Genomic DNA, 15238 nt, shown 5'->3' with positions numbered 1-15238 from the left:
GCCCGCGCTTGCCGCGGGCGCTTTGCTTTCAGGGTTGCCGCGGCGCGCCGCATTGCCAGCACGAGCCGAACTGCGCATCGTGCCATTCCCCGCAGGACGCGCAGGCCCATCGCGGCCCCGGCGCCGGATTGGCGGCGGCGTGCAATACCTCCCAGGCCTCGGCCTCCCGTTCATCGTCGATCAGCCAGACCTGGGGGGCGCTCTCGCGAAACGGGATGTCACCCATGGCGCCCGCCAGCCAGGTATTGCGCAAGTCGGCACGGATGCCAGCGGCTTCCAGCACGTTCTGGCAGTGCGCGGCATGGACGAGGGAAGGGGTCGATAGCAGTAGTTTCATCGGGATCGGGCGCGCCGCATGCCCGTTTGCCCGCAGGCGGCGCGCCCGATTACCTTACCACGGCTTTTGCTGGCGGGATTCGTGCAGCAGCTGCGTGTAGAGCTGGTGGCGCCGGCCGGAGATCTCACCGGCCTTCATCGACGCTAGCACGCCGCAGCCGGGCTCGTTGATGTGGTGGCAATTGTAGAAGCGGCACTCGGTCAGGCGTGGGCGGAATTCAGGGAACGCGCGCTCCAGCATGCCTTCGCTCAGGTGGTGCAGGCCGAACTCCTGGAAACCCGGCGAATCGATCAGGCAGCCACGCTGGCGCGCTTGAGGATCCGCGCCATCCGCGCTATCCACGCCATCGGCCTCGCCATCCACGCTGGCGGGCAAGTGGTAGAGGCGGGTGAAGGTGGTGGTGTGCTTGCCCGAATCCAGCTTGGCGGAGATTTCCCGCGTTTGCGCTTCCACGCCCGGGATCAGCAGGTTCAGCAGCGAGGACTTGCCCATGCCCGACTGGCCGATCAGGATGCTGGCGCGGTGCGCCAGCTGCGGGCGCAGCTGCGCCAGCGTATCGTCCGGCGATCCGTGCACCGACAGGAACAGCGTCTCGTAGCCAAGCCCGCGGTACAGCGCCAGGCGGCCACGCGCTTCTTCCAGCCGCTCGGTCAGGTCGATCTTGTTGAGGATGATCAGCGGGCGGATGCCCAGTGCCTCGGCGGACACCAGCGCGCGGCCCAGCAGGTCTTCCGAGAAGCCCGGCTCGGTCGCCAGCACGATCACTACCTGGTCGATGTTGGCGGCCAGCAGCTTGGACTTGAACTGGTCCGAGCGATGCAGCAGGTTCTTGCGCGGCTTGAAGCCGGTGATCACGCACTGGTCGGACGCGGCGCGCTCGATGGTGACGCGGTCGCCGACCGCGCATTCGCTGCGCTTGCCGCGCGGGAAGCCGTGCAGGCGGCTGCCGTCGTCCAGCTCGATCACATAGTGGCGGCCGTGCGCGGCGACGATCAGCGCCTCCTCGGCGGCGGCGCCATTGGCATTGGCTTTGGCAGGGCTTGGGGCGCGCTGCGGGCCTCCCCGGCTGGCGGCGCGGCTCATGCGTGCGCCAGCAGGCGGTCGATCCGCTGTGCCGCCGGTGGGTGCGAGTAGTAGAAGGCGCTGTAGATCGGGTCGGGGGTCAAGGTAGAGGCATTGTCCTTGTAGAGCTTGACGAGGGCCGAGACCAGGTGGCCGGCATCGGTCTGGCCGGCGGCAAAGGCATCCGCTTCGAATTCATGGCGGCGCGAGGTCTGGCTGGCCAGGGGGCCGAGCAGGAAGGTGAATACCGGCAAGGTCAGGAAGAACAGCACGAGCGCAAGGGCGTGATTGGTGGTGCCGAGGTTGGGCAGCACGCCCAGCCCGGTGTAGAACCACGTGCGGCTGGAAAGCCAGCCCAGCGCGGCGAGAAACACCAGGCTCAGCGCAAAGCTGACCAGCATGCCCTTGAGGATGTGGCGCCGCTTGAAGTGGCCAAGCTCATGCGCCAGCACCGCTTCGATCTCGTCATCGGCAAGGCGCTCCATCAGCGTGTCGAAGAAAACGATGCGCTTGGCCGCACCGAAACCCGTGAAGTAGGCATTGCCGTGTGCGCTGCGCTTGCTGCCGTCCATGACGAACAGGCCGCGGCTGCGGAAGCCGCATTTCTGCAGCAGGCGCGTGATGCGGGCTTCCAGCGAGGCATTGGCCAACGGCTCGAATCGGTTGAACAGCGGCATGATCACCGACGGAGCAATCATCTGCACAAAGATCGTGAAGGCGATCCACGTCAGCCAGGTCCACGCCCACCAGTACTCGCCCATATGTGCCATCAGCCACAGCACGGCGAGCAGCAAGGGCAGGCCGAGCGCGCAGCCAACGGCGGTCATCTTGAGCATATCGGCCAGGTAGAGCTTCCAGCCCATGCGGTTGAAGCCAAAGCGCTGCTCGATGCCGAACTGCCCGTAGAGCGAGAAGGGCAGGTCGACCAGGCCCCCGATCACGGCCACGCTGGCGATCAGCGCCACGCTGTAGGCGTAGCCCGGGCCGAAGGTGCCGATCCAGAACTGGTTGATCCATTGCAGCCCGCCCAGCATGGTCAGCACGATCAGCAGCGCGGCGCCAGCCAGCACTTCCAGCATCGACAGCCGGGTGCGGGCGATGGTGTAGTCGGCCGCCTTCTGGTGGGCGGACAGTGTAATGGTGTCGGCAAAGCGGGCAGGCACCGCATGACGGTGTTGCGCCACATGGCGCACCTGGCGGGCGGCCAGCCAGAGCTTGGTCAGCACCATCAGCATCAGGGCGGCTAGGAACAGAAACGTGAACATCGGGCAGAGCCTTGTCGTGTGAAGCCTTGGCGTACGCGGTGGCGGCCGGACCGCCGAAGCGGTTTCCGAGCGCGTTGGAACCGGCTGCGGCGGCGGATATGCGAGAATTATAAGTTGTTCGTGCCTGCTGCCCCGTGTTCCTGATCCGGAGCGCGGGCGCGCCCCCTTTTTGCTTCTCTTTCGATTGCAGTCCAGATGACCAGCCAAAATACCCACGTCCCCAGCGGCGTCAAATCCGTCAAGAGCGAAAACAACCTGATCTGGCTGGACATGGAGATGACCGGCCTGATGCCCGACACGGACCGCATCATCGAGATCGCCATCGTCGTGACGGACTCCGAACTCAACATCCTGGCCGAGGGCCCGGTGCTGGTGATCCACCAGGAAGACGCCGTGCTCGATGGCATGGACAACTGGAACAAGGGCACCCACGGCCGCTCGGGCCTGATCGACAAGGTCAAGGCCTCGACCCTGACCGAAGCGCAGGCCGAGGTCGAGCTGCTGGCCTTCCTCAAGCGCTGGGTGCCGGCCGGCAAGTCGCCCATGTGCGGCAACTCGATCTGCCAGGACCGCCGCTTCATGGCGCGCTACATGCCCAAGCTGGAGGCGTTCTTCCACTATCGCAACCTCGACGTCTCCACGCTCAAGGAACTGTGCAAGCGCTGGGAGCCGGCCATCCACAAGGGCTTCATCAAGCGCCAGCTGCACACCGCGCTGGCCGATATCCTGGAATCCGTGGAAGAACTGCGCTACTACCGCACCCACTTCATCCGCCAGTCGGCACCGGCGGCAGCACCTGCAGCCGCAGCCGAGGCGAGCGCGACGCCGGATACCCCGGCCGCCTGATTTTTTCTCCTCCCATGTCACTGCCAAGGCGCCCTGCGGGGCGCCTTGGCTTAACTGCAGCCCACCCATGCTTGCGCGCATCGTCTCGATCATCACGCCGGTCATCCTGATCATCCTGGTCGGCTGGCTCTACGGGCGGCGCGCGCATCCCGACATGTCCGGGATCAACCGCGCCACGCTCGATGTGATCGCGCCGCTGCTGGTGGTGTCGGCCTTTGTCAGCAAGGAGTTCGTGCTGGCCGACCAGCTTGTGCTGCTGGGTTGCGCGGTCGCCGTGGTGCTGGGCTCGGGCTTGCTGGCGTGGCTTGGCGCGCGGCTGCTGGGGGCGGATCCGCGCACCTTTGTGCCGCCGATGATGTTCAACAACTGCGGCAACATGGGCTTGCCGCTATCGGTGTTCGCGTTCGGGCCGGTCGGGCTGGCGCCCGCGGTGGCGCTGTTCGCCGCGTCCAACCTGATGCACTTCACCATCGGCATGAAGATCGTCAACCGGCACGCGTCGATCACGCAGATCGCGCGCAATCCGATGGTGCTGGCAACGGTGGCGGGGGTGGGATTGTCGCTGGCGCGGCCGTGGTTCTCGCTGCCGGAGCCGGTGTTCCAGTCGATCAAGCTGCTGGGCGACGCCACGGTGCCCTTGATGTTGTTCGCGCTCGGCGTGCGCATGAAGGACGTGAGCCTGCGCAACTGGGGCATGGGCGCGATCGGCGCCGTGGTCTGTCCGCTGACCGGCATCGCCTGCGCCTTGCTGCTGGCGCAGGTGGTGCCGCTGACCCAGCTCCAGCGCGGGCTGCTGTTCGTGTTCGCGTCGCTGCCGCCGGCCGTGCTCAACTTCCTGGTGGCCGATCATTTCCGGCAGGAGCCGGATCAGGTGGCGTCGATCGTGCTGCTGGGCAATGTGGCTGCCGTGGTGTTCGTGCCGGTGGGGCTGTATCTGGGGCTGCGATAGCGTGGCAGCCCCCTGAGGCTCACGCGGCGGGCCTGGCGCGGATCGCGTGCTTGGGGCGCCACACCTTGGCCACGGCTTCGTCAGTCTCGATGTAAGGCCCGCCGATCAGGTCGATGCAATAGGGCACGGCGGCAAAGATGCCTTGCACGATGGATTCGCCGTCCTTGCCGCGCAGGCCTTCCAAGGTTTCACGGATGGCGCGCGGCTGGCCCGGCAGGTTGATGATGAGGGCGGCGCGGCTGGCGGTCTCGCGAATCACCGCTACCTGCCGCGACAGGATGGCCGTGGGCACGAAGTGCAGGCTGACCTGGCGCATCTGCTCGCCAAAGCCGGGCATTTCCTTGGTGCCTACCGCCAGCGTGGCCTCGGGGGTGACGTCGCGGCGGGCCGGGCCGGTGCCGCCGGTGGTCAGCACCAGGTCGCAGCCGGCCACGTCGACCAGCTCGATCAGCGTGCGCGAGATCAGCGCCTGCTCGTCAGGGATGAGGCGCTCAACGGCCTGCCAGGGCGAGCTAAGGGCGCGCCCGAACCAGTCGCGCAGCGCCGGGATGCCCTCATCCTGGTAGGTGCCCGTCGAGGCACGGTCGGAGATCGAGACAAAGCCTACCAGCAGTTCGTCCGGGTGCCTGCGGGCAACGGGATGGACCAGCGCGGGCGTTGTGGTTTGCATCATCTTGTCCCCATTTCCTTGGTTGTTGCGTTCGGGATGCCGGTTATCGGTTACTCGCCGGCTTCCGGCTCGGGTTCCTGCTCGCCGGCGGCCGTGGCCTGCTTGCTTTCCAGCGCGGTCTTGATAGCCTGGAACAGCTCGCGGAAGTAGCGCGGCGGCTTGTTCATCTCGTGCTCTTTGCGCGCGTTGCGGATGATGTTGCGCAGCGCCTGGACGTCGCTGGCCGGATGCTCGGCCAGGAATTTCGTCAGCGCGGCGTCGTCCGCCAGCAGCAGCTCGCGCCAGCGCTCGACCAGGTGCAGCTTGGCCGTCTCGGCCTTGCTGGTGCCCTTGAAGCCTTCCAGCACGCGCTGGATGGCGGCCACTTCGTCATCGTCCAGCCTGCGCATGACCTTGCCGACATACTGCATCTGGCGGCGCTTGCCTTCGTGGTTGGTGATGCGCCGCGCGTCGCGGATGGCGTCGGCCAGCGCTTCGGGCATGGGCACGCGCGCCAGGCGGTCCTTGGGCAGGGCTTCAAGTTCCACGCCCAGGTCCTGCAGGGCGAGCATATCGCGCTTTTTCTGCGACTTGCTCTTGAGCATGTCGTCGTCGTCGGCCGGCTCAGGGGTGAACGGGTCGGGGAAGCCGGAGGCGTTCCGGGGGGAGGGGCGGGTGTTTCGCGTCATGGTTGGCATTTTATCTTGCTATGATTCTTGTTTGGACTTTTGATGACCGCGCCCACAATGGATCAATCCGCAGACCAGACCACCCACTTCACTTATACCCAGGCCCAGCTCAGCGAGATGGCCGCCGATGTGCTGCGGGTGGCACGCGAGCTGGGCGCCACCGACGCGGCTACCGAGATCTCCGAGGGCAGCGGCCTGTCGGTGTCGGTGCGCAAGGGCCAGGTGGAAACCATCGAGCAAAACCGCGACAAGGTAGTGGGCGTCACGGTCATGATCGGCCAGCGGCGCGGCAACGCCAGCACCTCGGATTTCTCGCCGGCGGCCCTGCGCGCCACGGCCGAGGCGGCTTACAACATCGCTCGCTTCACCGCGGAAGACGATTGCGCCGGCCTGGCTGAAGAAGCGCTGCTCGAGCGCAACCCGCTGGACCTCGACCTGTTCCACCCCTGGAATATCGACGCCGAGCAAGCCATCGAGCTCGCGCGGCGCGCCGAGGCGGCCGCCTTTGCGGTCTCGCCGCGCATTCGCAACAGCGATGGCGCTAGTGTGTCGGCCCAGCATTCGCAGTTCGTGCTGGCCACTTCGCGCGGCTTCACGGGCGGCTATCCGTATTCCCGCCACTTTATTTCCTGCGCGCCGATCGCCGGCACCGGCAGCGGCATGCAGCGCGACGACTGGTACTCGTCCAAGCGCGCACCCGGCGCGCTGGCTGCGCCCGAGGACATCGGTCGCTATGCCGCCGAGCGCTCGCTGGCCCGCCTGAATGCACGCCAGTTGTCGACGCGCCGCTGCCCGGTGCTGTTCGAGGCACCTCTGGCCGCCGGTCTGCTCGGCGCCTTCGTGCAGGCCGTGTCCGGCGGCGCGCTGTACCGCAAGTCGACCTTCCTCTACGACACATTGGGCAAGGCGGTGTTTGCGCCACATATCCATATCCACGAGCAACCCCACCTGCCGGGCGCCATGGGCAGCGCACCCTTTGACGAAGAAGGCGTGAAGACCCACGCGCGCGATGTGGTGCGCGGCGGGGTGGTAGAAGGCTATTTCCTCTCCACCTATTCGGCGCGCAAGCTGGGCATGACGACCACCGGCAATGCCGGCGGCTCGCACAACCTGACGCTCTCCAGCAAGCTGACCACGCCGGCAGACGACTTCGCCGGCATGCTGCGCAAGCTGGGCACCGGCCTGCTGGTGACCGAGCTGATGGGGCAGGGCGTGAACTATGTGACGGGCGATTACTCGCGCGGCGCGTCGGGCTATTGGGTCGAGAACGGCGTGATCCAGTACCCGGTGGAAGAAATCACCATCGCCGGCAACATGAAGGAGATGTTCCTGCAGATCGTGGCCATTGGCGCCGATGCGCTGGTGCGCGGCACCAAGGAAACCGGCTCGGTCCTGATCGAGCAGATGACCATCGCCGGCGGCAACTAAGAGGCTGTTTCAAAATGAAGCGAAGCGGTTCTGGCTAGGCGCGCGGCCGCAGACAGTACAAGCGGATCGGCCAAGGTCGCGCAACGACGCCAGAATCTTTTTGAAATGGCCTCTAAAACGACAGCGGCGGCCTGAAGACAGGCCGCCGCGCGTAAAACGTCAGCGTCGCTTGAAACTTACCGTTTGAGGCGACCGTTATTCCTCGCCCGAGGGCGGGCGCTCGTACGTCACGAACGCATAGTCGAAACCATTCGCCTCCGAATGATGCCGCTCGCGCTGCGTCGCGATCCACTGCCGCGCGTCAATGGCCGGAAACACCGCGTCGCCTTCCACATCCGCATCGATTTCCGTCACCACCAGCCGGTCCGCGCTGGGCAGGGCCTCGGCATACAGCTGCGCGCCGCCGATCAGGAAGATCTGCTCAACGCCCACGCATAGCCGCTGCGCTTCTTCCAGCGAGTTCGCCACGTCGCAGCCTTCGATGCGCAGGTCGCGGTTGCGGCTCACCACAATATTGCGCCGGCCCGGCAGCGGCCGGCCGATCGACTCCCACGTCTTGCGGCCCATCACGATGGGCGCGCCCATGGTGGTGCGCTTGAAGTGCGCCAGGTCCTCGGGCAGGCGCCAGGGCAGGGTGTTGTCGCGGCCGATCACGCCGTTGCGGGCTTTCGCCACGATCAGGGTCAGCAGCGTCATACGGCCACCGGTGCCTTGATGGCCGGATGCGATTCGTAGCCCACCAGTTCGAAGTCCTCGTATTTGTAGTCGAAGATGCTGTCCGGCTTGCGCAGGATCTTCAGTTGCGGCAACGCCATCGGCGTGCGCGCGAGCTGGGTTGCCACCTGCTCGGCATGGTTGCTGTAAATGTGGCAGTCGCCGCCGGTCCAGATGAAGTCGCCCACCTCCAACCCGGTCTGCTGCGCGATCATGTGCGTCAGCAGTGCATAGCTGGCGATATTGAACGGCACGCCAAGGAAGATGTCGGCGCTGCGCTGGTACAGCTGGCAGGACAGGCGGCCATCGGCCACGTAGAACTGGAAAAATGCATGGCAGGGCGGCAGCTTCATCTGCGCGATCTCGCCCACGTTCCAGGCAGATACGATCAGCCGGCGCGAATCGGGATTGCTGCGGATCTGCGCCATCAGGTCGGTGATCTGGTCGATGTGGCGGCCATCCGGCGTGGGCCACGCGCGCCACTGCGAGCCATAGACCGGCCCGAGCTCGCCGTTCGCGTCGGCCCATTCGTCCCAGATGCTGACGCCGTTGTCCTTCAGGTACTGGATGTTGGTCGAGCCCTTCAGGAACCACAGCAGTTCGTGAATGATCGACTTCATGTGCAGCTTCTTGGTGGTCACCACCGGGAAGCCCTCGCGCAGGTCGAAGCGCATCTGGTAGCCAAACACCGAGCGCGTGCCGGTGCCGGTGCGGTCGGCCTTTTCGGTGCCATGCTCTTGCACATGGCGCATGAAGTCGAGGTACTGTTTCATCGGCGCGGGTGTTGGGGAAAAGTGACGCGACAGCGGTGTGCGCGTATGGCAGGCAATCTGCTAACCGGATAGCAACTTGCTAAAGAGTTAGCATTTTATCGCAAAGCAAAACGGGCCGCCTTGTGGCGACCCGTGGCGACCCGTTTTCAGGTTCCAGCTAGCTCGGCGGCGCTGGCGCCGTCGCGCGTTACTGCGCAGCCGTAGCCGGAGCCCGGCGCTTTTGCACCAGGTAGCCAGCGCCCAGCACGCCGCCGACGACCACCACGAACAAGCCGTAGTAGGCCAGTGCGTTGCTGTCGAAGAACGCCTTCACCAGCGGCTCGCTCACGATCATCTTGACTGCCGTGAAGGCCAGCACGCCGGCACCCGCGAAGATGATCGAGGGGAAGCGCGACATCAGCTTGAGCACCAGGCTCGAGCCCCACACCACGATGGGGATGCTGATGAGCAGGCCCAGCACCACCAGCAGGAAGCTGCCGTGCGCAGCGCCGGCCACAGCCAGCACGTTGTCCACGCCCATCACCGCATCGGCGATGATGATTGTCTTCATCGCGCCCACCAGGGTGGTTGCGCCCGCGCCATGTTCGTCGCCGTTGCCGTCATCGGACAGCAGCTTGTAGGCGATCCACACCAGGGCCGCGCCGCCGATCAGCAGCAAGCCAGGGATCTTGAGCAGCCACACCACGCCGACCGTCATGGCCGAACGGACCACGACCGCGCCGACAGTGCCCCAGATGATGGCCTTCTTCTGCAGGTGGGGCGGCAGGTTACGCGCCGCCAGGGCGATCACGATCGCATTGTCGCCGGCCAGCACCAGGTCAATGACGACGATGGATAGCAGTGCCGTCAGGAACTGCATCGTGAACAAATCGGTAAACCATTCCATGAAATCTCCTCGGACAACGAATAGCTAAGAGCCGTGCATACGCACCGGTTTGGCCTGGAGACATGATGTGTGGGAGCTTGGGGGCGCCTTTGCAAACCATGAAACCAGGTTGCAAAGGTCTTGCTCGACCGCCGATGGTACTTGGCGCGGTCAGCACAACCGGAGACTGTCAGTCCCGGAATGACGATTGTGCTAAGGGCATGGCCCCGGAGCTACTCCCCTTTGAGGGGCGATCCAATCCGGGCGAGCCCGAAGCAGATACGCTGAGGCGGATTATAAACGATGCTGCGTATTTTTTGTGGGGGCGCTGTGGCGGCATTGGGGTGGCATCGCGGCGGCAAAAATGCTGTTGAACAAGGCGCACTTTCTGGTTTTCATTGCATTGTGGGTTTTGTGCAATGCGGTAAGCACACTCCGCGCTCGCCAGCTATCCTGAGAAGACTTGCATCGGCTGATGCGCCCCAGACGTCACCGGAGGCGGATCCCTTGCAACTCCCGCGCATGCCGTGACGTGCGGGCCCCTGGGGGTTTTATGCAGTGCCCATCGACCATCAAGGAAACGTCATGCCGGCAGTCCCGACCCCGCTGAATCCACTGAACGTACGCCTCAATCACGCCCAGGCCAATCACAACGGCACCTCCGCCCTGAAACCCAACGGCTCCCCCGCCAGCAGCGTCGTCGTCGGCAACGGCCATGCACAGCCCAACCCGGTGCCCCGGCTGGACTTCATCCAGCAGTACCACGAGGACAGCGGCGCGCTGCGCGGCGAGATCACGCGGGGCCTGCTGGCCGGCGCCGCCAGCATCAGCCCCAAGTTCTTCTATGACGTGCTCGGCTCGCGCTTGTTCGAGGCCATCACCGACCTGCCCGAGTACTACCCCACGCGCACCGAGGCCTCGGTCTTTTCGGCATTTGCTCCCGCCATGGCCGCGCGCGCCGGCAGTGGCTGCGTGCTGATCGACCTTGGCGCGGGTAACTGCCAGAAAGCGGCCCGGCTCTTCGGCAGCCTGCAGCCGGCGCAATACGTGGCGCTGGATATCTCGGTGGAGTTCCTGCGCGGCACGCTGTTCTGCCTGCAGCAGCAGCATCCGCAGATTCCCATGCTTGGCCTGGGCGCCGACCTGTGCGTGCCGCTCGATCTGCCGCCCGAGGTCAGGAGCGGGCGCCGTCTGTTTTTTTATCCAGGATCGAGCATCGGCAATTTCGCACCAGCCCAGGCGCAGGCCTTGCTGCAGCGGCTGCGGGCCGCGGCGGGCAGGGGGGATGGTGTGCTGATCGGCGTGGACCTGCTCAAGGACGAGCAGGCGCTGGTGGCCGCCTACGATGACCCGCTGGGCGTGACCGCCGCCTTCAATCGCAATGTGCTGCGCAACCTGAATCGCATCGTGGGCAGCGACTTCCAACTGGAGGACTGGCGCCATGTGGCCAGCTTCGACCGCGAGGGGGCGCGCATCCAGATGCACCTGCAAGCCGAGCGCGAGGTCACCGTGCGCTGGGCGCAGGGTAGCCGCGGCTTCCACGCGGGCGAGCAGATTCATACGGAGGACTCGTATAAATACCGGCCGGACGACTTCGCTGCCTTGCTCGAAGCTGCGGGTTTCGTCGATCCGCTCTGGTGGAGCGATCCGCGCGGATGGTTTGCGGTGTTCCACGCTCGGGCCTGAAGCCACCGGGCACCCTGTGAGGGGGCAGGTGGGGCTGGTGTCATAATGCCCGCATCTCTTCGGCGAAAGGTGCGACGCATGACGCACGCGGCTCGCCGGATCACGCAACCGGGTGCCAACCCGATTCTTCGGCAGGGTGTTCGATGAGCGGCTTTTCCATGCTTCCCGACCTTCATTTCAACGGCGGCAAGGCCGTCTGGGCCGATGCCCGGCGGCTGCCGCGCGAAGGCCTGGCGCAGGCGCTGGTGGAAGCGCGCAACCGCACCCTGGCCTGGCTGGCCGCTTTTGGCCAGACCCGGCGCGGCTGGGAGGTGCCTCGCCAGGATTTTGCCGACCCGCCACTGTGGACGCTCGGGCATGTGGCCTGGCATGCCGAATGGTGGTGCCTGCGCGACGTGCGCACGCTCGAGCGCGATGGCGCCTGGCTGCAGGTGGCCAGTGTGCCGTCGCTGCTGACCGGCGCGGACGAGTGGTTCGATCCCGATCGCATTGATCCCGATGCCCGCTGGGAGGTCACGCTGCCCGACGTGGCCGTGGTCAAGCGCTACGCCGCCGACGTGCTCGATGCCGTCCTGCGCCGGCTGGCGGCGCAACCCGACGATGGCGATGTCACGCTCTACGCCTGGCGCCGCGCGCTGTTTCACGAGGATCGCCAGGGCGAGGCCATCGCCGCGCTGCTGCAGGCGCTGGGCGTTGCCCCCGTGGAGCCCGCGGTCGTCCTGCCGTCGGTATCGGTGCCGCACGGCGGCACCTTGCAGTTTCCCGGCGGGCGTTTCATCCAGGGCTGGACCGCGCCGGATGGCTTCGCGCTGCCCGACGAGTTGCCAGCGCAGCCTACCTATGTGCCCGCTTTCGAGATGGATGCCGCGCCGGTCAGCAACGCGCAGTTCCTCGATTTCGTAGAGGACGGCGGCTACGAGCGCGCGTCGTGGTGGTCGGCGGCGGGTCGCCAGTGGCTGATGATGCAGGATCGCTCGGCGCCACGCTACTGGGCCCGCCATCCTGAGTCACGGGCCTGGATGGCCTTGCGCTTCGGCAGTTTGCGTACGTTGAACCCTGACGAGGCGGTACGTCACGTCAGCTTGTTCGAGGCGCAAGCCTGGTGCGCCTGGGCAGGCCGGCGCCTGCCGACGGAAACGGAATGGGAGCTGGCGGCGGTCCAGGATCGGGGCGGCCTGCGCTGGGGCATGGTGCGCGAGTGGACGGCGACGCCGTACGAGCCCTACGCGGGATTCGAGGCGGACCCTGCCGATATGGAATACGTGCACTGTTTTGCCAGCCACCAGGCGGTACGGAGCACGTCTTTCGCCAGCCCGGCGCGCCAGCGTCATGCACGCGCGCGCATGGCGCTGCTGCCCGAGGACGATTTCGCGTTCGTCGGCTTTCGCAGTTGTTCGATGTAGCGGGGCGCTGGCCGCCTGTGGCGAGCGCCGTTGGTTGAGGCGGCCAAGGAAGGCTAAAGAAAAAGGCACCCGAAGGTGCCTTTTTCTTTAGCTTTGCGAGGGATCACCGCCTAAGCGGTGATCCTGTTCAGCCTGGCGAATCAACGCTCGAAACGCGAGCGGCCACCGGTGTTGCCGTTGCCGTTGCGCTGACCGCCGCCGAAGCTGCGGGGCGCGCCTTCACGGTTGCCATCGCGGTTGCCGAAGCTGCGGCCTTCGCCGCCACGGTAGCCACCGTTACCGCCATTGCCGGCAGCACCGCCGCCAAAGCCGCCACGATTGCCGTCGCCGAAGCTGCGGGGAGCCGCGCCGTCACGATTGCCGAAGCCGCGGTTGTCGCCGCCACGGTACCCGCCTTCGTTGTTGAAGCTGCGCTGGCCGCCGGCTGCGCCCTGGCCACGATAGCCGGTGCTGTTGCCATTGGGGTTGCCCAGGCTGCTGCGGTCGCCGAAGCCACGGTTGCCGTCGCGGTCGCCGAACGGGCGATCGCCTGCGGGGCGCGGGGCGCCGTCACGGCTGCCGAAGCCGCGGCTTTCGCCGCCGCCGAACTTGCGGTCGCCAAAGCTGCGGTTTTCACCGCCGCGATAGCCGCCGCCATTGCTGTTGCCACGGTAGCCGCCACGGTCGCCACCCGGCTTGCCGGCGAAGCCCGAACGCGGCTTCGGCGAGCGACGCGGCTCCAGGCCTTCGATCACCGATGCGTCGACACGGTTGTTGGTGAAGCGCTCGATGCGCTTCCACTGGAACATGTCGCCGTGGTTCACCAGGTTGATGGCGACGCCCGAGCGGCCGGCACGGCCGGTACGGCCAATACGGTGGACGTAGTCTTCCGCTTGCTTGGGCAGGTCGAAGTTGACCACGTGGGTGATATCGGGCACGTCGATGCCGCGTGCGGCCACATCGGTTGCCACCAGGATGCGCAGGTTGCCGCGGCGCAGCGAGGTCAGGGTGCGGTTGCGCGCGCCCTGGGTCATGTCGCCGTGCAGCGCGCCGGCTGCGAAGCCGGTGTCCGACAGGCGCTCGGCCAGCGAATCGGCATCGCGCTTGGTCGCGGTGAAGACGATGGCTTGCTTGAGCGTGGTGTCGCGCAGCAGGTGGTCCAGCAGCTTTTCCTTGTGCGACATGTCGTCGGTGAAGTGCAGGCGCTGTTCGATATTGCTTTGGTCGGCGCGGGTCGCGGCGATTTCGATGCGTTGCGGATCGCGCAGCTGACGCGAAGCCAGCTGGGCGATGCGGCCGTCCAGCGTGGCCGAGAACATCAGCGTCTGGCGGGTGGCCGGGGTGGCGGCAACGATGGCATCGATGTCGTCGGCGAAGCCCATGTCGAGCATGCGGTCGGCTTCGTCGAACACCAGCATGTCCAGTTGGGACAGGTCGATACGGCCGGCTTCAACGTGGTCCAGCAGGCGGCCCGGGGTAGCGACCAGGATGTCAGGCATCTTGGACAGCGCGGCGAGCTGCTTCGGGTAAGGCATGCCGCCCAGGATGCTGGCGCAGACGATGCGGCGCAGGTGGCGGCCGTACTTGGCGGTGGCTTCGGTAACTTGCAGGGCCAGTTCGCGGGTCGGGGTCAGCACCAGCAGCGCGGGTTGCGCCGGCGACGGACGGGGGCGCTTGCCCTTCATGCGCTTGACCGGATCGTCCGAACGCGGGCGATTCGGCGAAGCCTTCTCGCTGATGCGTTGGATCGCCGGCAGGATGAAGGCGCCGGTCTTGCCCGAGCCGGTCTGGCTCGACACCAGCAGGTCGCGGCCAGCCAGGAAGGCGGGGATCGCTTGTGCCTGCACCGGGGTCGGCGTGGTGTAGTTCAGTTCAACCAGGGCGCGAAGAATGGCTTCTTCGAGGCCGAGCTTGGCGAAGCCGTTTTCGGCATTGATGGCAACAGCGGCAGGCGCCACGGCGGCTTCCGGGCTGAGGATGGCGTCGAGCTTGTCGAGCGGGCTCGGTTCCTGGATAGCGGGGGTGGCGATGGCTGCGGCTTCGATCGATGCGTCGGCGGCGGAGGCAAAATCTTGCTCCGCACGAATGTCGTGCTGGGTCATGTCGTAATTTTCTTTAAATGCATGGCACCCCATGCCGAACTAGCGAACAGGGGCGGGCGCAGTGCAAAGTCTTAAAAAGGCTTCGGCGCCAATCGGTGAGGCCGTTACGACAGACACAGCTGGCAGTACGGCGGCAGGCAGGGTGACACCGGGCACAAGGCCGGGCGGCAGTCCCTGGCAGGCAAACAGCTCTATAGAGCTATTCAACAGGATCGGAGACGAGGCGACGTCGGTGAGAAATGCGTTCTGTCGGGTATCACCATTTGGCCTTGATGCAGCAAACAGCACGGCAACATAAAGCAGGCCAGTCGGCGGGACCGGGGAGCAGAGCTTGAGAGCGGGGGCGGTATCGCCTGCCGGAAGAACCCGGCTGGCGTGTTGCACAACTCACAGTGCGAACTCACGGCGCGAATTATAGCAGAAACAAAAGTAAGTTTGTTGCACTGCGATAGGAATTCCTTTTTGAGCCCGATATGCGGCGGAAGCGCGAG

General features: G+C 65.9%; 14 protein-coding genes. 5 read left to right on the top strand and 9 right to left on the bottom strand.

Annotated features, from left to right (window positions below):
• Window positions 1-28: 28 nt before the first annotated feature.
• The 3 genes from RR42_RS14785 to RR42_RS14775 are packed head-to-tail and all read right to left on the bottom strand — an operon-like array spanning window position 29 to window position 2664.
• Complete coding sequence (locus tag RR42_RS14785) at window positions 29-337, bottom strand: putative signal transducing protein (protein ID WP_043348200.1); 309 nt, start codon at window positions 335-337, stop codon at window positions 29-31.
• 54 nt (window positions 338-391) lie between these two features.
• Window positions 392-1420 carry a ribosome small subunit-dependent GTPase A gene (gene rsgA, locus RR42_RS14780; protein ID WP_043348197.1) on the bottom strand — a complete coding sequence of 343 codons (1029 nt, stop codon included), beginning with the start codon at window positions 1418-1420 and terminating at the stop codon, window positions 392-394.
• Window positions 1417-2664: a M48 family metallopeptidase gene (locus tag RR42_RS14775; RefSeq protein ID WP_043348194.1), complete on the bottom strand. Its 1248-nt coding sequence runs from the start codon at window positions 2662-2664 to the stop codon at window positions 1417-1419. The genes rsgA and RR42_RS14775 overlap by 4 nt, the downstream gene beginning before the upstream one ends.
• A gap of 195 nt (window positions 2665-2859) precedes the next feature.
• Between RR42_RS14775 and orn the strand changes: the two genes are divergently transcribed.
• Together orn and RR42_RS14765 are read left to right on the top strand one after the other, a co-directional pair.
• Window positions 2860-3510 carry an oligoribonuclease gene (gene orn, locus RR42_RS14770; protein WP_043348190.1) on the top strand — a complete coding sequence of 217 codons (651 nt, stop codon included), beginning with the start codon at window positions 2860-2862 and terminating at the stop codon, window positions 3508-3510.
• A gap of 67 nt (window positions 3511-3577) precedes the next feature.
• The gene (locus RR42_RS14765) at window positions 3578-4459 is read left to right on the top strand and encodes an AEC family transporter (RefSeq protein WP_043348188.1); all 882 of its coding nucleotides are present in this window, start codon (window positions 3578-3580) and stop codon (window positions 4457-4459) included.
• Window positions 4460-4478: 19 nt separating this feature from the next.
• Here RR42_RS14765 and mog read toward each other — a convergent pair whose 3' ends face one another.
• Window positions 4479-5132, bottom strand: coding sequence for a molybdopterin adenylyltransferase (mog, locus tag RR42_RS14760; RefSeq protein WP_082054906.1), 654 nt, complete (start codon window positions 5130-5132; stop codon window positions 4479-4481).
• Between the two features lie 47 nt (window positions 5133-5179).
• Window positions 5180-5797, bottom strand: coding sequence for a ribosome biogenesis factor YjgA (gene yjgA / locus RR42_RS14755; RefSeq protein WP_419188865.1), 618 nt, complete (start codon window positions 5795-5797; stop codon window positions 5180-5182).
• Window positions 5798-5854: 57 nt separating this feature from the next.
• Here yjgA and pmbA point away from each other — a divergent pair, with 57 nt between their 5' ends.
• Window positions 5855-7225: a metalloprotease PmbA gene (gene pmbA / locus RR42_RS14750; protein ID WP_043348183.1), complete on the top strand. Its 1371-nt coding sequence runs from the start codon at window positions 5855-5857 to the stop codon at window positions 7223-7225.
• Window positions 7226-7420: 195 nt separating this feature from the next.
• Here pmbA and RR42_RS14745 read toward each other — a convergent pair whose 3' ends face one another.
• From RR42_RS14745 to RR42_RS14735, 3 genes are all read right to left on the bottom strand, one after another.
• On the bottom strand, window positions 7421-7921 hold the full coding sequence (locus tag RR42_RS14745) for a dihydrofolate reductase (protein ID WP_043348180.1): 501 nt from the start codon (window positions 7919-7921) through the stop codon (window positions 7421-7423).
• On the bottom strand, window positions 7918-8712 hold the full coding sequence (locus RR42_RS14740) for a thymidylate synthase (protein ID WP_043348176.1): 795 nt from the start codon (window positions 8710-8712) through the stop codon (window positions 7918-7920). Before RR42_RS14740 ends, RR42_RS14745 begins: the two co-directional genes overlap by 4 nt.
• 187 nt (window positions 8713-8899) lie before the next feature.
• Window positions 8900-9598 carry a TerC family protein gene (locus RR42_RS14735; RefSeq protein ID WP_043348172.1) on the bottom strand — a complete coding sequence of 233 codons (699 nt, stop codon included), beginning with the start codon at window positions 9596-9598 and terminating at the stop codon, window positions 8900-8902.
• A 564-nt stretch (window positions 9599-10162) separates the two neighbouring features.
• On the opposite strand from RR42_RS14735, the gene egtD reads away from it, so the two are divergent.
• The gene (gene egtD / locus RR42_RS14730; protein WP_043348168.1) at window positions 10163-11263 is read left to right on the top strand and encodes an L-histidine N(alpha)-methyltransferase; all 1101 of its coding nucleotides are present in this window, start codon (window positions 10163-10165) and stop codon (window positions 11261-11263) included.
• Window positions 11264-11406: 143 nt separating this feature from the next.
• Window positions 11407-12666, top strand: a complete 1260-nt coding sequence (locus RR42_RS14725; protein ID WP_043348163.1) for an SUMF1/EgtB/PvdO family nonheme iron enzyme — start codon at window positions 11407-11409, stop codon at window positions 12664-12666.
• A gap of 140 nt (window positions 12667-12806) precedes the next feature.
• Here RR42_RS14725 and RR42_RS14720 read toward each other — a convergent pair whose 3' ends face one another.
• Window positions 12807-14747 carry a DEAD/DEAH box helicase gene (locus RR42_RS14720; RefSeq protein WP_043348158.1) on the bottom strand — a complete coding sequence of 647 codons (1941 nt, stop codon included), beginning with the start codon at window positions 14745-14747 and terminating at the stop codon, window positions 12807-12809.
• Between the last annotated feature and the right edge of the window lie 491 nt (window positions 14748-15238).

The sequence above is a fragment of the Cupriavidus basilensis genome (genome assembly GCF_000832305.1).
GTDB classification, from domain to species: Bacteria; Pseudomonadota; Gammaproteobacteria; order Burkholderiales; family Burkholderiaceae; genus Cupriavidus; species Cupriavidus basilensis_F.
This window is presented reverse-complemented; position numbering and strand designations above follow the sequence as displayed.